The 22092-nt window shown below is 38.5% G+C and carries 19 protein-coding genes; 4 read left to right on the top strand and 15 right to left on the bottom strand.

The window, feature by feature from the left end; all coding sequences use genetic code 11:
* Positions 1–44: 44 nt before the first annotated feature.
* The 8 genes from PTRA_RS06095 to pyrC all read right to left on the bottom strand — a co-directional run bounded on the left by PTRA_RS06095 (position 45) and on the right by pyrC (position 8210).
* Positions 45–1304, bottom strand: a complete 1260-nt coding sequence (locus tag PTRA_RS06095) for a tetratricopeptide repeat protein (protein ID WP_011327876.1) — start codon at positions 1302–1304, stop codon at positions 45–47.
* 11 nt (positions 1305–1315) lie between these two features.
* A complete protein-coding gene (locus PTRA_RS06090; protein ID WP_011327875.1) occupies positions 1316–1933 on the bottom strand; it encodes an energy transducer TonB in 618 nt (205 codons plus the stop codon).
* A complete protein-coding gene (locus PTRA_RS06085) occupies positions 1933–2337 on the bottom strand; it encodes an ExbD/TolR family protein (protein WP_007583867.1) in 405 nt (134 codons plus the stop codon). The genes PTRA_RS06090 and PTRA_RS06085 overlap by 1 nt, the downstream gene beginning before the upstream one ends.
* 14 nt (positions 2338–2351) lie before the next feature.
* Positions 2352–2876: a MotA/TolQ/ExbB proton channel family protein gene (locus PTRA_RS06080; RefSeq protein ID WP_011327873.1), complete on the bottom strand. Its 525-nt coding sequence runs from the start codon at positions 2874–2876 to the stop codon at positions 2352–2354.
* Positions 2876–4240 carry a MotA/TolQ/ExbB proton channel family protein gene (locus tag PTRA_RS06075; protein WP_058373058.1) on the bottom strand — a complete coding sequence of 455 codons (1365 nt, stop codon included), beginning with the start codon at positions 4238–4240 and terminating at the stop codon, positions 2876–2878. The genes PTRA_RS06080 and PTRA_RS06075 overlap by 1 nt, the downstream gene beginning before the upstream one ends.
* A gap of 6 nt (positions 4241–4246) precedes the next feature.
* On the bottom strand, positions 4247–5017 hold the full coding sequence (locus tag PTRA_RS06070) for a DUF3450 domain-containing protein (protein ID WP_058373057.1): 771 nt from the start codon (positions 5015–5017) through the stop codon (positions 4247–4249).
* A 1444-nt stretch (positions 5018–6461) separates the two neighbouring features.
* Positions 6462–6665 (bottom strand): cold-shock protein, encoded by a 204-nt coding sequence (locus PTRA_RS06065; RefSeq protein ID WP_002961702.1) that lies wholly within the window; start codon positions 6663–6665, stop codon positions 6462–6464.
* Positions 6666–7157: 492 nt separating this feature from the next.
* Positions 7158–8210, bottom strand: coding sequence for a dihydroorotase (gene pyrC, locus PTRA_RS06060; RefSeq protein ID WP_058373056.1), 1053 nt, complete (start codon positions 8208–8210; stop codon positions 7158–7160).
* A 206-nt stretch (positions 8211–8416) separates the two neighbouring features.
* Between pyrC and PTRA_RS06055 the strand changes: the two genes are divergently transcribed.
* The gene (locus PTRA_RS06055) at positions 8417–10786 is read left to right on the top strand and encodes a GGDEF domain-containing protein (RefSeq protein ID WP_058373055.1); all 2370 of its coding nucleotides are present in this window, start codon (positions 8417–8419) and stop codon (positions 10784–10786) included.
* Positions 10787–10860: 74 nt separating this feature from the next.
* On the opposite strand, the gene PTRA_RS19065 is transcribed toward PTRA_RS06055, so the two are convergent.
* A complete protein-coding gene (locus PTRA_RS19065; protein WP_157756054.1) occupies positions 10861–11004 on the bottom strand; it encodes a hypothetical protein in 144 nt (47 codons plus the stop codon).
* A 384-nt stretch (positions 11005–11388) separates the two neighbouring features.
* Here PTRA_RS19065 and PTRA_RS06050 point away from each other — a divergent pair, with 384 nt between their 5' ends.
* Complete coding sequence (locus PTRA_RS06050; protein ID WP_011327866.1) at positions 11389–12276, top strand: LysR family transcriptional regulator; 888 nt, start codon at positions 11389–11391, stop codon at positions 12274–12276.
* Positions 12277–12329: 53 nt separating this feature from the next.
* Entirely contained in the window at positions 12330–13094 is a 765-nt protein-coding gene (locus PTRA_RS06045; protein ID WP_208855521.1) for a YdcF family protein, read from the top strand.
* 139 nt (positions 13095–13233) lie between these two features.
* On the opposite strand, the gene PTRA_RS06040 is transcribed toward PTRA_RS06045, so the two are convergent.
* The 4 genes from PTRA_RS06040 to PTRA_RS06025 all read right to left on the bottom strand — a co-directional run bounded on the left by PTRA_RS06040 (position 13234) and on the right by PTRA_RS06025 (position 17342).
* A complete protein-coding gene (locus PTRA_RS06040; protein WP_058373053.1) occupies positions 13234–13674 on the bottom strand; it encodes a hypothetical protein in 441 nt (146 codons plus the stop codon).
* Positions 13675–14180: 506 nt separating this feature from the next.
* Positions 14181–15368, bottom strand: coding sequence for an MFS transporter (locus tag PTRA_RS06035; protein ID WP_058373052.1), 1188 nt, complete (start codon positions 15366–15368; stop codon positions 14181–14183).
* Between the two features lie 527 nt (positions 15369–15895).
* The gene (locus PTRA_RS06030) at positions 15896–16228 is read right to left on the bottom strand and encodes a YnfA family protein (protein WP_058373051.1); all 333 of its coding nucleotides are present in this window, start codon (positions 16226–16228) and stop codon (positions 15896–15898) included.
* Between the two features lie 361 nt (positions 16229–16589).
* Positions 16590–17342, bottom strand: coding sequence for a Nif3-like dinuclear metal center hexameric protein (locus tag PTRA_RS06025; protein WP_058373050.1), 753 nt, complete (start codon positions 17340–17342; stop codon positions 16590–16592).
* A 150-nt stretch (positions 17343–17492) separates the two neighbouring features.
* Between PTRA_RS06025 and PTRA_RS06020 the strand changes: the two genes are divergently transcribed.
* Positions 17493–17834, top strand: a complete 342-nt coding sequence (locus tag PTRA_RS06020) for a hypothetical protein (RefSeq protein ID WP_011327857.1) — start codon at positions 17493–17495, stop codon at positions 17832–17834.
* Positions 17835–17963: 129 nt separating this feature from the next.
* Here PTRA_RS06020 and PTRA_RS06015 read toward each other — a convergent pair whose 3' ends face one another.
* Positions 17964–21146: an amidohydrolase family protein gene (locus tag PTRA_RS06015; protein WP_058373049.1), complete on the bottom strand. Its 3183-nt coding sequence runs from the start codon at positions 21144–21146 to the stop codon at positions 17964–17966.
* Positions 21147–21245: 99 nt separating this feature from the next.
* The gene (locus tag PTRA_RS06010) at positions 21246–22070 is read right to left on the bottom strand and encodes a M90 family metallopeptidase (RefSeq protein ID WP_058373048.1); all 825 of its coding nucleotides are present in this window, start codon (positions 22068–22070) and stop codon (positions 21246–21248) included.
* Between the last annotated feature and the right edge of the window lie 22 nt (positions 22071–22092).

Genomic DNA, 22092 nt, shown 5'->3' with positions numbered 1-22092 from the left:
AGCCCCAGAGGGGCTTTTTAAAAATTGCTAATATACATTAAAAATTAAATTTTAACACCGTTGCGAGCGGCTTTATCTTTAATATATGTAGCCCAACCTTTTGCAAACTTACGTGTGCGAGGGTCATCCATAGCTTTAGTAATTGCAGCATGTGCTTGCTTATACTTAGCTTGGTAGTAGTACGCTTCAGCTAAATCTGAATAAATAGTGCCCTTTTTATCAGAGCCTAACTCTAGTGCTTTGTTCAAACGAACAACTGCTGCGCTAAAGTTTTCAGATTGTAAAAGTAACGAACCGGCTTTGCGATAAAGCTCAGCATCGTTATCAAATTTTGCAGCTTCTTCGTAATACTTAGCGGCTTTTTCAATATCTTTTGAACGATGATAGTTACTAGCAATTGCACTGATATTTTGCTTAGTGCGTTGTACTTTTTCTTCTTTAACGCCTTTTTCAAGCGTTAATGCCGCTTTATAAGGTATTTCGTTTAAAGAATAAAAGTTAGCTAGTACTTTGTATTCAACTTCGTTCTCAAAGTAACCGTTTTTGTATGCAACTTCCATAGTTGCAAGGCCTTTTTTGTAGTCTTCAGTTTGTAAGTAATACTTACCTAAGCCTACCCAAGATTTTTTATCATCTGGCCATACACGAACGATTTCTTCTGCAACTTGAACCATATTTTGATACTGTTTTTGTTCAAAATATGAAGCTAACTTAAGTTGATAAGGAGCTTTTGTAGGCTCTTTTTCAAGCTTAATCGCTTTATCAGCAGGTTCTATAACATCCTTAAACTGTTTAAGTTCGTAACTTGCTTGCGCAATACGAGTATAAACTTTCGGATCTTCTTCACCTGTAAAGTCCATCCAATCAGCGTAGGCTTTTTTTGCAGCACTATATTGCTCAGTACCTGCATACATGTCACCTAAGGTTTTTAAACCTTGTGCTTGATCGGCAAAGTTTAATACATCTGGTGCAATAGCTGCTTTCATATACTTAATGGCTGTTTTGTATTGCTCTTTTTGAGCATACATACTACCTAAGTAACGATTTACAGTTGCTTTATCAAAATCGTTAGACGGATCTAACTCTTTAAGCAAAGCAAGTGCACCATCAACATCATCTTCATTATACAAGTCAAACGCTTTAATTACCTTTTTACCAGTACGCTCGCCCATGATTTTAGTTTTTGCTTTTTTACGCTCTTCAATTTTTGCGTAATTTGGCGCCGCTAAAACAGGTGCAGTCAAAGCTGCACCCGACACAGACATAAGAATTGCAAGAGCAGTTACTTTAGATAAATTTCTCATTACTCGCCTCCTTAGTTGCCTTGGTTAAGTTTAAAGTCTAATTGAACTTGTAAACCAACTTGTCTTTGTGGTTTACCGTCAATAATTTTAGGACGGTATTTCCACTTGCGCAATGCACGTTTAGCTTCACGGTCAAAGACACGTTTTGGGTCAGCGTCAATTACATCAACGTCAACCACGCCACCTAACTCATCGATAGTGAACGAAAGTTGAACCCAACCTTCTCTACCATCACGTGCTGCTTGCGTTGGATATTTTGGTTCAATACGAACGATAGGTGTCGCATCACCATCTCGTCCAAATGCACCCGGACCACTTAGTCCACCTGCCGTACTTCCCACATCGATGCTTGGCATATTAAATGACAATCCACCAGGATTAGGGTTGTTATTTTCCGGCTGTGGCGGCTGCGGTTTAGGCGGCTGCTTTGGCGGTGGAGGAGGAGGAGGCGGTACACGCCTTCTTTCCTGCACCTTAGATTCAGGCGGATTCGTCATTATTTCGACTATGATCTGCTCTTTTTGTTCAGTATTACGGTCAGCCCCACCAGAGATGAGGAATGCCATGAAGTAGAACAAGCCGAAAGTAACTGCCCCACCTGCAATCAGTGAAAACAGAAAACGAATCATTACTGATCTCCAGCGATTGAAATTCTTAGGTTATCACCCGTCGCTTTAATCTGGTCCATCACTTTAACTACCGTGCCGTGCTTAGCTTCTTTATCAGCTTGTATAATCACAACTTCGGTAGGTTGTTCTGCTAATAAACTTTCAATTTTTGCTGAAATACGTTCAACATCAATTTGTTGTTTATCAACCCAGATTTCGCCGTTACTACGTATAGCAATAAAAATGTTAGCATTTTTTTGCTTAGTAGCTTGGGCAGCTTTTGGTTTATTGACCTCGATACCAGCCTCTTTAACGAACGATGTAGTTACGATAAAGAAAATAAGCATGATAAATACGATGTCAAGCATCGGCGTCATATCGACCGCTGCTTCTTCTTCTTCACGAAAACGTTGTTTACGTGCCATATTTAATTCTCTCTCTAGTGATGAGGCATGTTATCTACAAGTTTGGCTTTCACCATTTTAGCTTTTGTCTCAAGACGTGAGCTAAAAAACACTCCAGATAGTGCCGCAACCATTCCAGCCATTGTTGGGATTGTTGCCATTGAAATACCTGATGCCATTAATCGTGCATTACCAGTACCTTGACTAGCCATGGTTTCGAAAACCGAAATCATACCAGTAACAGTACCTAACAAACCTATTAAAGGACAAACAGCTACTAATGTTTTAATCAACAACATACGCTGATCTAATTTTTCAGACGCTTCAGAAATCCATGCTTCACGGATTCTGTGTGCGTACCAAGACGTAGTGTCTTGGCGGGCATCCCACTTTGCAATAATTTCTTGCGATAAACGCGGAAACTCTGCAAGTAAGAACCAATAGCGCTCAATCATTAAAACCCACATCAGAAAGAGTGCTATCGCGACCACGTATAATACCTGGCCGCCTGTGCCAACAAAATCCCTGATAGATTCCCATATCTCCATCAGGACTAGCATTAGGCTTTCTCCTTCTCCGCGTGAGTCGCAACGATACCTGCGCTTTGCTCATCTAGGATGTGTAATACCGACTTACTACGACCAGCTACAAGTGCGTGAAGTAGAATTAGTGGTAGTGCAGCAATTAGACCTAGCGCTGTAGTTACAAGTGCTAGAGAGATATTACCAGCCATGATCTTCGGATCGCCCGTACCGAACAATGTGATTGTTTGGAACGTTAATATCATACCGATTACTGTACCTAGTAGACCAAGTAATGGTGCGATGGCAGCAAGGATCTTAATAATGTTGATACCAGCTTCGATGCGTGGCGTTTCACGAAGAATCGCTTCATCAAGTTTAAGCTCAAGGTTTTCAACATCTTGATTCTTGTTGTCATGGTACACTTTAAGAATACGACCCAATGGGTTATTTGTATTCGGTGTAGCAACATTTTTAAGTTGGCTCTTAATTTTGCTTGTAGTAAGCGTAAGGTCAACAAAACGAATTAGAGTAATTAACATACCTAAAGCTAACAACGCAGTAATTATGTAACCTACTACGCCACCTTGATGGAAGTATTCCATAAGTGTTGCTTTTTGAGTGTTAATACGCAAAATCGCGCCACGTGTTGGATCCACATATACACCAGCATAGTTGTCAGATGATGTTTTTTCAAGGTCTGCAATACCGTCTAAAATGTAGCTATCAGGCTGCTTACCAAGTGGTTGAATCGACTTTGTTTCTGGTGAATAAATTAAGTAACCGTCGTCTGTAACTAAGTTAAAGTTACCAATACGTGTTACTTTCTTCATTGACGGGTTACCGTCAAGACCAGCAACTTCAGTTTCAAAAGTAGAAACTTTAGCAGACTCAGTCATTTCAGTTTGAAGTGAAATCCAAAGCTCTTCTAACTCACGAACTGTAGGAAGCTCTTTAGCCGCTGCTAATGAACGTAATACTTCAGCACGACCTGGCTTTTCAGCACTTACTAGTGACGCTTCGATAGAACCGATAGCATCTTGAGCTGCACGACGTACAACACCAAACATTTCACCAAGTGTACCTTGAGCGTTTTGTAGTGCTTGCTCTTTCTCAGCTAGTGTGTTCTCGTTTTGTGCATATTCTTTAGTTAAACGATCGCCACGTGACTTTTCAGCAACTAATTGGCTTTTCGCTTTATTAAGTAATGATTGCTTGTCAGCACGTTCTGATAAGAACTCTTGCTCACGTTGCTTATTGATTTTACCTTCAGAGATACGCTCTTGCTTTACTTGCTCAAGAATTTTATCTAATGCATTCGTATTTGCGTGTGCATTAAGCGCGGTACCTGCAGAAACAGTTAGTACTGCTGCAACAGCAAAACCTTTAAATAGTTTCTTCATTATTGATTACTCCGCGCCAAAAATTGGTAGTTTAACAAGTTCTAGTGTCGCTTGCTTACGTGCCATACGGATCACTTCTTTAACAGATTTTAGGTATTCTTCACCTAATTCTTTCCACTGTTTAGTGTTGTTATCCCAAACCCAAGCATGTTTCAAGTCAAAAGACTGTGCAACATAAGTAATACGACCTAAACGACCGATATCAACGTTAATGCTACGGCCATCAACATCAAGTGTACCTTGTGAAGCATTTACAGCTGAGCTGTATGATGTTTCTACTGTGTAAGCTTCAAGTACTTGACGGAATTTCTCAGACGTTGTTACAGAAGAAGAAGACATGATTTCACGTAATCTTTCAACACGACCTAAACGCGTTTCAAGATTAAATGGAACGTCCGCTTTGATGAATTGCTCAAGCGTATCGATCATGCGATACATCAGAGGCACAACGTTTTGTTTAGTGTTATCAATAGTTGCTATTTGACGGTCAAACGATTCAATAGACGCGTTTTGGTCATCAACCAAACGTGCTACGTGATCGTTGTACACTTTCATAAGTTCAGTCTCATCAACGATGCTACGGTACTCAGCTATTAGCTCTTGAGTTTGACCATATACATTGTCAATTTTAGTTTGAGACTTAACTGCAGCCTTTTGAATTTGCTGACCTGCTTGTTGCACGTCATTCAAAGGATCTGCAATCACATTGCTGCTTGCAAATGCAAATGCGCCAACCAACGCAGTTGCTACAAGACTCTTTCTGATTTTAACAGACATAGTTCCCAACCAATTAAGTAATGTTACTTTTATAATTTAATTATCAACCTACAAGAGGAAGACAACCCTGATATCTTTTAATAGATATCAACCTTTCAATAATGCTAAATGCAGTAAGTCATGTCAACTTGATGTTTAGCATTACCTATAAATAAATATGCATATGAACAAGTTATTTAATATACCAACCCGACAATATTAACATTATTGCAACCACTTTACCGCAAATACTTTCATGAAACCCTTTTGTAATAACAACATTCATAATTAACAACTTAAAAATAAACATTATTATAACATTTAGTATTAACTATTTAGAGACTAAAAAAAAAATATAAATAACCTTCTATTATTTTATCTTTAACAATTTTTGAGCGTTTTATACACGAAATACATTTGTATCATAAATAATCTGCAACCCACTCCATAATAATTATTGTGTACTATATAATAAAAAACTAATCATAAAGGTAGAATTAAAACAATAAATATGTTCCATCCATTTTTTAAAATGCAAAAATAATATAAATCATTACCGCCCTATTAGCACAATGTTTATCTTTAATGTTTGCTATTAAAAATGTATCTGTAGGCTTATTTCAGAGTAGTTGATAATTACTACTGCCCCTAGGGCAATAATATTAATATGCTTAATTAAAAGAGTTGTTTTAATGACGAGCAAGCTCCTTGTTCTTAACGAAGGCTTTATATTTCGTTGTTCTGAATTATTACTTTGCCATCACCTTCACTTAGTACGCTCGTGTAGTGGCTAAAAATTACTTTTAACGCAGCTAGTGACAATTTAATTCAATAGCCGGATCATTTTTTATTAATTTAAAATGATGTGGATTGATTAACACGACATTAAAGCTAAGGAGTGCTTCCCCCTTAAACTGTGAGGCTGGTAATTTGTAATACCCTATTGCTGAGCTTTTGTACGCTCGCAGCAATTACATACGCAACTTACATGCGCCCACAAGTTACTTTTAATAACCTTAATGATCTTGTAGCAAACTTATTAAAGCTGGTTTAAATTCAGTGGGAGTTAAATAGCAAGGGGATTTAAATTAAAAGCTGCCCTATATAATAAGTTACTTTCAACACAGCGCGTAAGCTATTTAATAAGCTAGAATTATCATATTTTTAATTGGGTTGGTATTAGTATTAAACTTTATACCCCATGATTAGCTATGTTTGTGGTTTTTTAAACGACAAATAGCAAATACAAAAAGGGTGATTTTATTTATTGAGTAATGGTGTTTTTAAAAATACGAATTATTAAAATAATATATGACTGCAGAGTGTTTAAATTGGTAAGTGATAATTAAAATATTTGGAGGTAATTATTTTGATTTTATTTGCGGGAGTGTAGATTATTTAAAAAGAAAATTATGGTGAAACAGTAGCCTGTTTCACCACGTTGAACGAAGGTTCACATAATAAATTATGCTGCTTCTACGTTCTCAGCTTCAGGGCCTTTTTGACCTTGCTTGATGCTGAATGTCACTGCTTGACCTTCGCTAAGAGTGCGAAAACCAGAACCAGTGATTGCGCTGAAATGTACAAACACGTCAGGACCATTTTCTTGTTCAATGAAACCAAAGCCTTTAGCTTCGTTGAAAAACTTTACTTTACCAGTAACCGACATACTAAATTTTCCTGTAAGTCAATAATTAAAATTCAGCCATATTATTATGGCAATATCCTCCTTGAATCAATGCTCAAAAATATGGAGGTACAGTACAGGAAGAAGTAATAACCAAACCGGTAACCTTAAACGCAGCACAACATCCGTAAATTCATTAGGCAAAAACTCAAAGCAAGTTAAGATTAGCACATTAAATTTCATTTCGCTCTATTAATTAGAAAATATTTATCAATAATGCGTTGTTTCTGATTTTTTTTCTTAAACGGTTAATTTAAAAGCAAATAAATATAAATTTTATCCAGTAATTGTCACCTTGCTGGCAATACTATTAAACGCTTTCATATTTTCTATAGTCATCTAACAATAAATCTAAAGCGCTTTTCTAAAATTACTAGCTTATTCTACCTAAGCTTTAAACCCCGCTTAAAAAATGAAAAAGCCGCTTAGCTTAGCTAAACGGCTTTAAAATTTTAGGTGCTTTAGGCAACCAGGCTACTTAACTTGCCAGTCAATTGTAGCTTCTGCCTTTATAGGTACTACTTGTGAGTCGCCAAGCGTATAACTTGCAGGCACTTGCCACGGGCTTCTTTCTAAAGTAATGGTATCTTTATTACGCGCAAGGCCATAAAAGTCTGGTCCAAAAAAACTTGCAAAGCCTTCTAGCTTATCTAGTTTACCGGCTCCTTCAAATGCCTCTGCGTATAACTCAATAGCAGCATGTGCGGTATAAGCTCCTGCACAACCACACGCAGCTTCTTTTTTATCTTTATAATGAGGCGCTGAGTCAGTACCTAAAAAGAATTTTTTATTACCACTTACTGCAGCAGCCATTAAAGCCTGTTGGTGAATATTACGTTTTAAAATAGGTAAACAGTAATAATGTGGGCGAATGCCCCCTGCCAGCATATGGTTGCGATTATAAAGTAAGTGATGAGCAGTGATTGTTGCTGCAACATTATCCGGCGCATTGGTTACAAACTCTACCGCATCTTTTGTTGTAATATGCTCAAGTACTATTTTAAGCTCAGGAAAGTCAGTTACTACGTCACCTAAAATCGTTTCGATAAATATTTTTTCACGGTCAAAAATATCAATAGACGAATCTGTCACCTCACCGTGTATTAAAAGCAGCATGCCTACGTCTTGCATTGCAGCTAAAACAGGGTAAATATTTTTAATTGAGGTAACACCTGAGTCTGAATTTGTTGTAGCACCTGCCGGATATAGTTTTGCTGCAACTATTTTGCCGGTAGCTTTGGCTTTTATTATTTCATCTGGGGTTGTTTTATCTGTAAGGTATAGCACCATTAAAGGCTCAAAATTGCCTTGTGGACCTGCAGCCATTATACGTTCTCTGTAAGCTAATGCCGTATCTGTGCAGGTTGCTGGCGGCATTAAGTTAGGCATAATAATTGCGCGCCCCATATAACGGCTAATATCACGAACCGTGTCTTTTAATTGATCGCCATCACGTAAATGTACATGCCAATCATCTGGTCTGGTAATAGTGAGTGTTGCTGCAGAGTCTGTATTTTTAACGGTCATGAGTTGGTCCCTAAGCTAAATTTATCCGATCATAGGCATAGGACGTTTTCGAGTAAAGATCTTATTATAAATAATCAACCTGCGTAGCGCTGCAATTAAACTTTACAGTTAGCATAAAGCAATTATCATTTTGTTTTGTAGGAAAGTTAATACCATGTTAAATTAGTACCCGTATTTATACTTAACTAAGAACCACATTACTTGCTATGCCTAACAAAGTAGATGCCACTACAGCGCTCGAAGTTAAAACCGATCAGCTAAGTATAATTAATCAGTTCTCCTCAAGCTTACTGCAATTAGATACGCTTGATGAGCTATTTGAATATGTAACTACCCAAGTGATTAATAGGCTTGGCTTTGTTGATTGTGTAATTTATCTTGCTGATACTGCCAATTTAACGCTTATTCAAGCCGCTTCAATGGGCGTTGCCAGTGAGCGCAAAGAATATCAAGCACAGAGAAAAGTGATCCGCTTTGATGAAGGTATCACCGGCTATGTAGCAACTACAGCTAAAGCAATCATGATTGGCGATGTAACCAAAGATAGTCGCTATATTGCAGATGAGCGCCCTGCGCAATCTGAAATATGTGTTCCGCTTATATACAAGGATCATGTTTTAGGGGTTATAGATTGTGAGCACCCTATTAAAAATTACTTTACTAACTCACACCTCGAAATACTCACTACGGTTGCTCATTTATTAAGCGCTAAAATAAACCAAGTTAATACGGTAAACAGCTTACAAACAACGGTTTTACAATTAAATAATGCCCAAAAGTTAGAAAATAGCCTGCTGCAAATTGCAAACTTAACTTATAAAGCTAAAAATTTAGACGTTTTTTTTGAATCGCTGCATTTAATTATTAATAGTTTACTGCCTGCCGATAACTTTTTTATAGCGCTATACGATAAACAAATTGACGTGTTAGATATTGTTTATATTGTTGAAGAAGGCATTAAAACCAACAGCCATCAAAAAATTTCAAAAGAGCAATTAAAAGACACTGCCTCGTATTATTTACTAGTTACAGAGCAATCTTTACTGCTCACTAGTAATGAGTTTTTACACCATGTAGAACAACAGCATTTTAAAATGGTGGGTAGGCGCGCAGAATCTTGGTTGGGTGTCCCATTTAGGGTAAACGATCGCCATAGCGGCGTTATAGTCGTTCAAAGTTACGATAAAGCGCTACATTACAGCCAACACGATAATGCGCTGCTTACTTATGTGAGCCGGCAAATAAGTATGGCGATTGACCGCCAATTAGCTCGCCAAGAACTAGAGCATCGCGCCCTGCACGATGATCTTACTGGCCTAGCTAATCGCTCATTACTTATTGAGCGAATTAAGCATGCTATTTTACGCCTTGCAAGAGCAAAAAAAGGCACTAGCCACGCGTTACTCTATTTAGATTTTGATCGTTTTAAAAGTATTAATGATTCACTTGGTCATGAAGTTGGTGATCACTTTTTAATAAAAATATGCCAATTAATTAAAGGCACGGTGCGCAATACCGACACATTTTCACGTTTAGGTGGGGATGAGTTTGCTATTTTTATGGAAAACATCACTCACCGAAATCAGGTAACAGATGCACTCAAACGTATACAACTTGCCCTTTCAAAGCCAATTAATATTGACGGCCACCTATTACAAGCATCTACAAGTATTGGCGTAGCATTAAGTGATAACGAAAACGACAAAGCCTATATTTTATTACAACAAGCTGATGCAGCTATGTACGAAGCTAAATCGACAGGACGCGGACAAGTTAAGCTATTTAATAATATTATGCGCAAAAAGCTTAAAACTCATGCCGATATTGAAAACGACTTACAACACGGTATAGAGCACAATGAGTTTGAGCTGTATTTTCAGCCTATATTTACCATTGCTACATGTGAAGTGATTGGTTTTGAAGCACTTGTTCGTTGGCATCATCCCAGTAAAGGGTTTGTACCGCCAAATGACTTTATCCCAATTGCTGAAAAAACCGGGCAAATAATTAATTTAGACTTACATTTATTAGATTTAGCCGCACAACAAATTAGCATTTGGCATCAACAAGGGCACAGATTTTTAAAAGTCACCGTTAATGTCTCCTCTCGTCACTTTGCTAGTTTAGATTTTGTGGCACAAATTCACGCTATTTATAATAAATATCAGCTCCCGCTGGGGTCTTTGTGTTTAGAAATTACAGAGTCGGGATTAATCGAAAATTTAGACTTAGCTACGCAAATAATTGAAGGCTTATCGCCATTAAAAGTAAAGCTTTGCCTTGATGACTTCGGCACAGGTTACTCAGCGCTTGGTTACCTACATCAGCTACCTATTCATATTCTAAAAATAGATAAGAGCTTTATCGATCACTTACATGACTCAGCCAATCCACTCGTTGATGCTATTTTGTCGCTAGCAATATCACTTAATCTTGCAGTGGTTGCTGAGGGGATAGAAACTGCTGAGCAACTCGCTATTTTACAAACTACGCAGTGCAATTACGGGCAAGGCTATTTAAAATCAAAACCAGTAACAGCCCAAGAAGCTATTTTACTAATCGACGCCCCACTATAATAAAAAAGCCAGCGACTTATTGCTGGCTTAATTTTGCGATTTTTTTATATAAGCTATATACGTAAGCTACATTTTTACGGTGTAGCTCTAACTTTTAACTCTTCACGCAGCTCTTTGGTTGTTTTTAAACCACAATCTGGATTTACCCACAAACGCGCAACCGGTACTTTAGCTGCTGTTTTGTGAAAAAGTGCTTTTATCCATGCAATATCTGGCAGATTAGCTGTATTAGTATTCTATATACTTAGCCAATGTCATTCGAGTAATCAACTTTTCAAACGTTTGTAATAAATCCATGTTCGCCCAAAACATTTTTAGTAATTACACCAAAACCCAACCTAGCTGTTTAGATGGTTAAAAATTACCTTGTGTTGTGGTATTACACAATTGATAAACCTTAAAACCCAACATGAGCTAAACTCATGCAAAATTCATCAAACCTATTTTAAAATGACTTTCATGATTAAAAAACTTAATGTTAAGCATAGCAACTGCTAATAAAATACAATTAACAGCCTTCTAGACGTTGAAACGTTTTTTGTAAAAGCGTAATATGTGTTTACTCTGAGTTAAACTCACCTTTTTCATGAGAATTTTTAAAGATGATTGGTCTTAAACACTTAAAAACCATTGCTACCTTAAAAGAAACAGGATCTTTGGTTAATACAGCACGTGAGTTATTTTTAACGCAATCGGCTTTATCTCATCAAATCAAAGATTTAGAGAATAAATTAGACTGCCAATTGTTCGAGAGAAAAACCCAACCAGTACGATTTACCCCCCAAGGTATGCTATTACTTGAATTAGCCCACGAAATATTACCAAAAGTAGAAGCAACCAAGTGCCGCTTAAAAGAAAGTTTAAACCAGCCTATTTCACAAATGCGCTTAAGTGTTGAATGCCATGCGTGCTTTCATTGGTTACTGCCAACAATTAAAGAATTTAATAATTTTTGGCCCGATATAAAAATTGATTACGAACGCGGTTTTAGCTACGACGCCATCCCTGATTTATTAAGTGATGAACTAGACCTAGTGCTCACATCAGATATACGCGAACCCGACCAGCTAGAATACGCCCATTTATTCGACTTTAAATTAAAGCTCATTGTTGCCCCCGACCATGATCTTGCTAAAAAAGCCTATGTAACGGCGCTTGATTTAAAAAACGAAACTATTATTTCCTACCCTATTCCGCGTGAACGCCAAGATATTTTTAAACACTTTATTCAAAATGCCCGTTTTGATGGCACACTTAAAACAGTTGACCAAGGGTTACTAATTTTTCAGCTCGTTAGTGCAGGCATGGGCGTGGCTGCATTACCCGACTGGCTAGTTACACCTTACGAAAGCCAAGGATTAATTAAGTCAATTCCGCTAGGAGCATTAGGATTAACTCGCCCTATGTATTTAGCGATGAAAAAAGAAATGAAAGACAACCCTGTTTATCGTCACTTTTTAAATACCTGTAAGTTAAATAACGGTCGATAAACACCTTACACATGAGTAATATAAAGCTAACTTAGCTTTTTATATTACTCATTATGTTTGCCATTAAAAAATTACTGGGTGGTTTATTAATGCCACTGCCTTTATTGGGTCTATTTGCACTTATTATGCTGCTTTTGGCATTTAGAGGTAAAAGGCCTGCTTTATTTTTATCTTTTATAAGCTTAGCGACGCTGCTTTTACTCAGCACACCGCTGGTTGCTAACCTAATTATAAAAAATAACGAGCCAGCCGCACTGGCATTTAACTCATTAAAACAGCCAAAAATTGATAAAATAGTCGTACTCGGTTGCGACATTAACCCCAACACGGCTTTAAGTGCTAATAACCAACTTGGCAACTGCGCACTTACTCGTTTAGTCGAAGGCATAAAGCTAGCCAAACTCTACCCAAATGCGCAACTTATTGTATCGGGCGGCGGATACCAAAAAGTTACTAATAGTAGCTTAATGTATAAAACAGCAATCAATTTAGGTATTAATAAAAATCGCTTGGTGCAAAATCCAGCTGCTATGGATACCGCAGCCGAAGCAAAGTTATTAGCCCCCGCATTAGTTGACTATAAAGTGGCATTGGTTACTTCTGTTTTACATATGCCGCGCGCAAAAGACTTATTTACCGCCCAAGGGGTTGAGGTAATAACAGCGGCAACTGACTATCATAACTTTGCTGTATTGCCTTGGCACAAACAACTCGTACCAAATTCTCAAGCTTTGCATGTAGTAACACAATACAGCCATGAAGTAGTGGGTAAAGCGTGGATCAGCATGCGCCGCTGGATAGACCCAGAAGCACTTTAAAGTTAACTATAACCCTGCAAATTAGCCTTAACTTGACTGTCAAATTTTATTAAACTTTAATTAAATCTGGCAGTGGTGTAGGCAATAATGTAGTGCTAAACAAACTTAGCCAACTTTTTAGTTATGTTTAAATGCCTTATTATTTGTTGTTATGTTTTGAATATAAGTTAATCAATATACTATTTTTTAAAACCAGTAACAAACTGATAAATATAATAAATAATGAACCGTAATCAAGTTTATCCATATTCATATAGTAATTAATAAGAATACCTATGTGTTTAATAAGTAATGTAATACCAATTAAAAACAAGCCAGCACTCACAACATCATGTCCAATAACAGTGGGAGTTGTAGGTTCTGCTTTATGAATTTTATTTGCAATCAGTTCCGCATATTTCCACAGTAAGCATCCGCTAACAATGGGGATAATAATAGTAGCCAGTAGAACCACTAAAATTTCTGGGGTTAATAAATTACTTATGTTGCCGGAAAAAAAGACCGGTATAAAAGAATATAAGGTATTTAAGGCCAAATATAGAGCCAGTATTTTTAACAATAATATAGAAAAACCTTTCATAAAAACCTCTAAACACCTAACAAGCCTGTAAAAAAACTCGTTTTCACTTTATTTTTATTAATAAACCATAGCCGAGTTCCTATTTTGGTTCAATCGATTACTGCGCTTTGTTGTAGCATATAAAAAGAGAGGTTGGGGTTGTTTTAATTGGCGTTTTGAAAGGTATTATAAGCGTTAGATTAGTATTAACCGCTCGAACAACCTATACGACCGCCATGCTCCACCAGGAGAAGTCATATTGGCTACACTACCTTTCAATTTATCACTTCACTTTAATTGTATAAATTTTATTTTCACAGCAAATATAAGTTTTCTTAACCGCTCTACTTTACCTGAACCCTGGTTAAGATACTCACTAACGTATTGAATAATAATGATATTTAAACTTATTTTCTCTAGCCAGATATTTTCAGTGAAAACAAGGCGAATTTACGCGTCAATAGCAGGCCTATTACAAGTAAATTCAACGCAGTTAGCGCAAAAAATAGCTGCTTGAGATAGATTTATTATTCAGAGCCCAGGTTACTTAAAGTCTTTTTCGCAAAAAATGCGATGATAATACCCGGAATAGACAAAACAACGGCAAAGTACACCAAACTCATTGGGGAGTAATTCCCCAGTAGCAGCCCAGCAACAGAAGATGCGATCATAACGGATAAATTAAATACCGATGACTGAACTGAAGTAGCAACATCTTTGGCATTTTTTACCTGCCTGCTAACAGCTGCTTGCATTAAAGTGACTAATGGACCAAACGAAAGACCCCATATAAAAAAAGCAAAATGCCCTACGCCCTTAACTTTGCCAAATATGAGTAACGTGAGCATAGCAATAATAAGTAATGCAAACATGGTGATTGTTAATAGCCGCAGGTATTTATCGATAAGTTTTATAGCTAAAAAAACAGAAATCATCGAACCTACACCAAAAAACAATAAAGCACTTTCAATCCCACCCGCTAAACCAATTTCCTCAACCAGGCTTGTAATGTACACATAAGCACCATAATGTGCGGTTACACTAAGCAAGGTAAGCACAAGAATAACTAGTACAGCTGGATTTGTTAATACCGCAAAAGGTGAGGAGCTTTTGGTCAGCTTTTCACCGGGCGCTGAAGGCAAAGCAAAAAAGCTAATAACTGCAATAACAATAATAACCAGCCCAAAGCCAATAAACTCACTTCGCCAACCATATTCATTGCCTATGGTCGTCATTATGGGCATACCAATACTAATTCCCAGCGTAGTGCCTGCCATAATAACCGCAATAGCCTTGCCATGATGTTCCTCATCTACCAGTCGCATACCGTAGGCTGCAATCATTGGCCACATCACACCTGCACAAATGCCTCCGATAATCCTAAGAAAAATAATAACGTTATAATTATCAATCAGCCCAACCACAATGTTTGAAACGGCAAAGCCACTCAATAAAAGCAGTAGCAAGTGCTTGCGATTACATTGCATGGTCATTGAAATGAGCGGAATTGCAAATATCGCTGACGCAATGGCGTAGTAGCCAACTAAATTACCTGTTTGCATTTCACTAATATTAAGATCGGCCATCATTAAAGGCATAACACCTGAGGGCATCAACTCCGACAGTATCCCTACAAAGGTCACTGACGACATTAAGATCATAATCAGCCATGGGAAAAAGCTCGCGTTTTTTTGAGAAATATTTTCAGTGCTCATAGTTTTTATCGGTTCTTAACATTTTTAAATTTATTGGCTTGGATGTGGCCAGATTAAGTGTGTGGTGAAAATAGCTGTGAGTTGCAGTAAAGCCCATTTATTACTCTATAAACACTACAGTCGCATACTCTTCAACTCGTGGCTCTTCATTAAATACAACCCCATTTGCTTTCATTATCTCATAGTCTCGCCAGAAATCGTTGGTCTGTAAATAACAAAACACACCCAGACTTGGTTACCAACAGCTTGTGTCTGCAGGTTTTCGATACTTGATCCAAAAGTAAATTCGTGTCATTAGCATTTAAAAGATCAACCTATACTCAGCGTTTCCTGCCACCTAAATCAGTATTTTCGAGGAGTATAAGTTGAAGTTTCTTAGTATAAAACTCGATAGCACCGTCTTAGTTTTCAACAATTAGAGCTAAACTTTTAATGTGCGGTTGAACTGATTTAGACCTGATAATTTACGAATATATGCAGTTTTTTAACTACGCTGTAATTACAAACCTACCACCTCAGATACTATGTTATACGCTACGTGGAGCAAACATAATGATAGCCATACCCACAAGTGCTACACCTGAACCCACAAGATCCCATGTAGTTGGACGAATACCATCAACAATCCACAACCACAAAATAGCCATGAAAATATACACGCCACCATAAGCGGCATACACCCTACCCGCAGCTGCTGGGTGTAACGACAATAACCAAGCAAATATAGCCAGGCTAAGGGCTGCAGGAACAAGTAACCAAACCGATCTCCCCTCGCGCAACCAAAGGTATGGTAAGTAACAGCCTATTATTTCTGCCAAAGCAGTAATTAAAAAAAGACCAAATATTTTTATTTCGCTCAAAAGTGACTCCTCTCATTACTTATATTCGAGGCTCTGAAGCTGCTAGTTATAGAAAAAGCGGCTTCAAACACTAAGCCCTAAAACGCGATGGCTGCTTAAATAGCTTTATAGATTAATAATTTAAGTTTCACCTTTTACTTTGCATTTAGTGAAAACTCCACAGCCGCAACGTTCACTAACACATGTATTAGTATGGTTTTGCGTTATTTACCAAAGCCATGACAGCTAATGATGAGTCTCACCTCTTTATAAATAATTTCTCAATGCATTAGCCACTAGCCAATTATTCACCTAGCTACCTAACTTTATATAACAGCTAGGTAGCTAATGATGGTTCTATATGTATTACATTTTCAACTATTTATACTGGGTTATCTATGTCAATAAATGTGACGTCAAAACCATGCTCTTGGGCGAGTAGCTCGCCTAATGCTTTAATGCCGTAGCGTTCTGTGGCGTGGTGCCCTGCAGCAAAAAAGTCAATATTCTGCTCACGCGAGCTATGAATAGTTTGCTCCGACGCTTCGCCGGTTAAATAGGCGTCAAGGCCCTGCTCTGCAGCTAGGTCAATGTAACCTTGCCCGCCACCTGTGCATAACCCAATTGTCTCTACTTTATCGGTTCGTACTAAACTGCTCAGTGGTGTTCTGTTTAACACTTGGGCTATCTTATTGGCAAACTCTTCACCCGTTAACGGTGTTTTTAAACGTCCTTTCATTGCCACGCTGTTTGCAACAGGCTCTAAACCCGCCTCAATTTCAATATCTAGCAGCAGTGCTAATTGTGCGTTATTACCAAGCACCGGATGTATATCGAGCGGTAAATGATAAGCAAATAAGTTAATGTCATTTGCTAACAACGCACCAATGCGGCGTTTTTTCATACCTGTAATTGGTTGCGATTCGCCTTTCCAAAAGTACCCATGGTGCACTAATATTGCATCAGCATTTTTTTCTATTGCAGCATCAATCAGTGCTTGGCTTGCAGTAACACCAGTAATTATGGTTTTAATTTCATTTTTGCCTTCAACTTGTAGGCCATTTGGGCAAAAATCATTAATTGTGTGGGGTTTTAAAATGTCATTTAACAGCTGGTTAAATTCTCGACGTTGCATACAAGTTACCTTACTTAACACTGAATTTTGTGCAAATTTTGGCTGTTTATGGGCTAAAATGGAAGGAAAATCGCAAAAAATTGAAAAACACTTTTAAAATAGGTATAAATAGGACTTCTTTATCTGTGTTAACAACGTATAGGGTCTCTAATGAGCAAACTAGACAAAACAGCAGTGTTATCTGCCTTTGAATCAGCGTATGAAGCTGCCAACGGTAAAAAACCTGAAATCACTACAAAACCAGGCTGGTACAGCATCGATGGCGGCAAAAACTTACGCCTAGCTGATGTAGCAGAGTTAACTAAAAAATTAACTTCTGGCAAAACTGCTAAAACGAAAAAAACTAAAGTGGCTGCGCCTGCTAAAGCACAGAAAAAAGCACCATTTACTGTTGTTACCGAAAATGAAGACGGTTACACAGCTGAAGAGTTTTGGATTGTAGAATTAGCGCGTAAAGAGCACGACTGTCGTTTACCGCGCGGTGTTGTTTAACACCCTAATGTGATTTTAAAATAAACCGCGTTAAGCGGTTTTTTTATACCTATAAAAAAGCGGCTAACTTAAAACTAAGTTAGCCGCTTTTAAATGTGTTATGGGTTATTTAAACTCTCACTTTAAATGCTATTTGTTGCTTTCAAAATAAAGTGGTTTACGCTGTTTTTTACCCACCTCAACCATAGTTGCGGCATTAAATAAGCGGCCGTTGATCATGGTGTAGTCAATTTTGTCTGAGTCGCGGATATTACTTAACGGGTCGCCATCAATTACCATTAAATCAGCAAGTTTACCTACTTCAAGCGATCCGACGTTTTTATCTAGCCCTAAGTACTTAGCTGGATCAAGTGTAGAGGCTCTAATTGCTTCAAGTGGGGTCATACCACCTTGGGCAAACATCCACATTTCCCAGTGCGCACCTAAACCTTCACGTTGGCCATGCGCACCTAAGTTAACTAGCACACCTAAGTCTTGCAGCTCAGCAGCTACGCGGGCATTGTTAAAATGGTTATAGTGATGCTCAGGTGCTTTAACACGGCGCATTGAGCGTGGTAGTAATTGGTTTTTAGGTACAAACTTACTTAACCGTGGGTGATTCCACACATCCGTTTTATCGTACCAGTAATTTTCGCCCCAAATACCGCCATAGGCTACAACCAGCGTTGGCGTATAACCTACATCACTTTGTGACCACAGCTGTTTTATATCGTCGTAAATATGCTCTACTGGAATTGAATGCTCAATGCCTGTATGCCCATCTACTATCATACTTAGGTTATGTTGTAGTAATGAACCACCTTCAGGCACTACCATCATTTGCAGTTCACGCCCTGCTTCTATTACTTGCTGGCGTTGCTCGCGACGCGGTTGATTGTACGATTTAACACTAAACGCGCCGACCTTTTTTAAACGCTCTAAATGAAATTTAGCATCATCTAACGAGTCAATATGCGAGGTATACCCTGGCATATTCGCGCCATATAAAATCGTACCGGTAGAGAATATACGCGGGCCAACTATCATGCCTGCTTTTTGCATTTCGCTGGCGGTGAATATTTCAGAGGTATCGTTTGATGGATCGTGAATTGTGGTTACACCTAATGCAAGCCCTGCAAAGTTTTTCCAGTTTTGTTGTGGAATAATTTCATCACTTGCTTGCGAGCCATGCGCATGAGCATCGACTATCCCAGGCATAATCGTTTTGCCTGTTACATCAACTACTTTAGCACCTTTAGGAATGCTTATATCAGCGGCTGTACCAATGGCTTTTATATGCTTACCATCGGTGATAATCACGCCATTCTCAATCACTTTTTCACCATCCATAGTAATAATCTTAGCGCCAGTTAGGGCTATCATGCCCTTTGGCTCAGCCATTTTTTTACTAAAGCTAATGTTATCGCCACTTTTTACTTTAAAGTCTTTATCGTCAGCTTTGTTAATAGCAAACATACCCTCAAGGCTGGCATGGTAAAGCTCAGGGCCTAAGGTCCAATACAGCTTATTGCTGTTAGCGCTCCAACTAATGCTTTCTCCTGCACGAACAGAGAGCTGCTCAATAGGAAATTGGTTGTCTGTGGGGCTAATATTAAGCGTTTTACCACTTTCTACAAACGGTGTTACAAATACTTTAAAACGCTCCGCAAATGCAAGGTATTGGCCATCTGGCGATACTCTAAATTCGGTGGCATGCTCAGATTCGTAAAGCTTACGTACTTTTTTAGTATCAAGCTCAACTACACTAAGCGTTGGTTTTGGCCATGGGCTCATAATGTAAACCCGATCGTTAGCTGCACCAAACTGTGGCTGATAACCACTTTTTGAAATTAACTCACTTTTGCCACCTTTAGTGCTTACGCTGTAAACGCCTGGGTTTAGCGACCACTTAGGGTTTAAAATACTGCCACCGGTGGCTTTGCGATAAACCACTGTTTTACCGTCTGGGCTAAAGGTAGGCTCAACGTATTTACCCGGTTGCTCAGTTATAGTATCGCCACGGCCACTTCGTGCAGAAACCACACGTACTTGGCCTTGCTCGTTATCGTCCCATGTGGTGTAAACTATTTTTTTGCCATCGCGCGAGTACTGCGGAAATAACTCATAATGATCGGTTTGTTTGGTTAAGCGTTTAATTTTACCTGATTCTAAATCACGTTTATAAATGTGTCCTAACGCTTCAAAAATAGCCGTTTCACCATCTGGGCTAATTTGTACGTTACGCAGCATTTTTACATCAAATTCATCTGTATCGAGGTTTTGTGTAAAACGCACTGCTTTTTGAATTTTTTTAGTGGTTTGTACTTTAAAAGCAATGGTTTCTACCGATTTGTCGCTAACATCGAGTTTATGTATTGTGCCACCAGCCCAAAATACCAGTTGTTGGTTATCTGGCGTCCAAGCAATCGTCGGGTAAACACCATGAATAGCCCAAGTTTCTTGCATATCACGCTCTAGCTTATCGTAGAGTTTAGTATGTTCACCGCTAGTTAAGTCGTATAAATACAGACTAGTTTGAAAGTCGTCACGCTTTATATAGGCAAGCTTTTTACCATCGGGTGAGGGTGTTGGTCTAATTGCGCCACCCATGCCACTAATCACCGTTTCAATTTCTCCGGTTTCACGGTCGTAACGTTTTATTTTATAAATTCCCGCTACAGAGTCTTTTGAATAATGAAAGGTTTTGCCTGGCGTTGCATCATGTGAAAAGTACACATAACGACCATCTGGCGAAAACATTGGCTCACCCAAATCTTTTTGATCGTCGGCTCGCTTGGTAAGCTGTACTCCTTTGCCACCCGCTTTATGATAAAGCCATACTTCGCCTGCCCCTAATGAGCGACTTGCGGTAAAGTGTTTACGGGCAACTAGGTAGTCGCCATCAGGACTCCATGCAGGGCTGTTTAATAAGCGAAAGGTTTCGTCGGTTACTGCACTTTGGTTTTCGCCGTTTAAATCCATAATCCAAATATTATCGCCGCCACCTTGATCTGAGGTAAAAGCAATGTGTTTACCATTTGGGCTAAAGCGCGGTTGCATTTGCCATGCAATATCTGAGGTAAGTTGTGTGGCACTGCCACCACTTATTGGCATAGTATAAATATCGCCAAGTAAATCAAACACCAGTGTTTTACCATCAGGGCTAATATCTAAGTTCATCCATGTGCCTTGATCAACACTAATGGTGGCATCTACAAATTGCCCTTTAGGTGAATCTACTTGCCATTTTGGCTCATCGTCTTGTTGGGCTTGTGCGTTGCCTAATGCCAATGACACAGATAAAGCTAGCACCGTTTGCAGCATTTTTTTCATGCAATTCTCACTTATTATTGTTGCTCTATGTAACTCTCTTACATGATTGCAACAAAAACGCCGACAAGTTGCCAGCGTTATAGGATGAAATGCCGTAAATTAATGCCAGACTATAGGGTCAAATTGATAATAGTCCACCAGCAAGCGATAAATTTCAGGATCATATCGGCGCAGTTCTGCTGGTTTTTCTAAAAAGGTTTCGGTGATCACCGCAAAAAATTCAGCCTCATTAGTCGTACCATAACTATGAATAACGTGCTCCATACTATAAGCAACATGACTTTTTAACTGATTAAAGGCACGACTAAATACGCGCCCCCATTCTTTATACTCGGCTGCAGTTTTAAGTAACGGCGTGCCGGTTGTTTTGCCGGTTTCTTGATCTAGCTGATGCGCGAATTCATGAAACACTAAATTATGGCCATCACTGGGTAATCTATTCCCCTCTAGGACATCGTGCCAACTAAGTACTAGTGTACCGCCTGGCCACGACTCTCCTAGCCTAACAGCATTATGATAGCTAACTAAGCCAGCACTATCACGCGTTGACTGCGGCGCATAATAAGCACTTGGGTATAGGAGTATTTCTTTTACGTTTTTATACAAAGGCCAAGGCTTATTGAGCACTAGCAGGCAGGCGTCGGCAGCAACTATTAACTTCATTGCGCCAGTTAGTTTTAAGCCATCGCACCCTACAAAGCGTTTTTCGCTTAAAAACCACATAATATGGCGTTCTAACTTTGCTCTATCGGCATCGGTCATTTTTTTATAAATAGGCATACAACGCAGTAAAATATCTTTTTGCTGCGAATTAAGCTCAAGAGTTTTATATTTACGTCGCCATAATCTATTTTGAATAGCAGGCCAACGCCAAAAAATAACCACAAAAATAATTAAGGTAACAATTAACAATCCATTTATCATGCTGATGCCTTCGCTCAATGTA

This window comes from Pseudoalteromonas translucida KMM 520, from assembly GCF_001465295.1.
GTDB classification, from domain to species: domain Bacteria; phylum Pseudomonadota; class Gammaproteobacteria; order Enterobacterales; family Alteromonadaceae; genus Pseudoalteromonas; species Pseudoalteromonas translucida.
Note: the sequence above shows the minus strand (reverse complement) of the source record. Positions and strands in the feature narration are given on the sequence as shown.

Bases quoted from the DNA above. Each gene is read 5' to 3' on its own strand.
- PTRA_RS06095 (WP_011327876.1), bottom strand. From the start codon at position 1,304: ATGAGAAATTTATCTAAAGTAACTGCTCTTGCAATTCTTATGTCTGTG.
- PTRA_RS06090 (WP_011327875.1), bottom strand. From the start codon at position 1,933: ATGATTCGTTTTCTGTTTTCACTGATTGCAGGTGGGGCAGTTACTTTC.
- PTRA_RS06085 (WP_007583867.1), bottom strand. From the start codon at position 2,337: ATGGCACGTAAACAACGTTTTCGTGAAGAAGAAGAAGCAGCGGTCGAT.
- PTRA_RS06080 (WP_011327873.1), bottom strand. From the start codon at position 2,876: ATGCTAGTCCTGATGGAGATATGGGAATCTATCAGGGATTTTGTTGGC.
- PTRA_RS06075 (WP_058373058.1), bottom strand. From the start codon at position 4,240: ATGAAGAAACTATTTAAAGGTTTTGCTGTTGCAGCAGTACTAACTGTT.
- PTRA_RS06070 (WP_058373057.1), bottom strand. From the start codon at position 5,017: ATGTCTGTTAAAATCAGAAAGAGTCTTGTAGCAACTGCGTTGGTTGGC.
- PTRA_RS06065 (WP_002961702.1), bottom strand. From the start codon at position 6,665: ATGTCGGTTACTGGTAAAGTAAAGTTTTTCAACGAAGCTAAAGGCTTT.
- pyrC (WP_058373056.1), bottom strand. From the start codon at position 8,210: ATGACCGTTAAAAATACAGACTCTGCAGCAACACTCACTATTACCAGA.
- PTRA_RS06055 (WP_058373055.1), top strand. From the start codon at position 8,417: ATGCCTAACAAAGTAGATGCCACTACAGCGCTCGAAGTTAAAACCGAT.
- PTRA_RS06050 (WP_011327866.1), top strand. From the start codon at position 11,389: ATGATTGGTCTTAAACACTTAAAAACCATTGCTACCTTAAAAGAAACA.
- PTRA_RS06045 (WP_208855521.1), top strand. From the start codon at position 12,330: ATGTTTGCCATTAAAAAATTACTGGGTGGTTTATTAATGCCACTGCCT.
- PTRA_RS06040 (WP_058373053.1), bottom strand. From the start codon at position 13,674: ATGAAAGGTTTTTCTATATTATTGTTAAAAATACTGGCTCTATATTTG.
- PTRA_RS06035 (WP_058373052.1), bottom strand. From the start codon at position 15,368: ATGAGCACTGAAAATATTTCTCAAAAAAACGCGAGCTTTTTCCCATGG.
- PTRA_RS06025 (WP_058373050.1), bottom strand. From the start codon at position 17,342: ATGCAACGTCGAGAATTTAACCAGCTGTTAAATGACATTTTAAAACCC.
- PTRA_RS06020 (WP_011327857.1), top strand. From the start codon at position 17,493: ATGAGCAAACTAGACAAAACAGCAGTGTTATCTGCCTTTGAATCAGCG.
- PTRA_RS06015 (WP_058373049.1), bottom strand. From the start codon at position 21,146: ATGAAAAAAATGCTGCAAACGGTGCTAGCTTTATCTGTGTCATTGGCA.
- PTRA_RS06010 (WP_058373048.1), bottom strand. From the start codon at position 22,070: ATGATAAATGGATTGTTAATTGTTACCTTAATTATTTTTGTGGTTATT.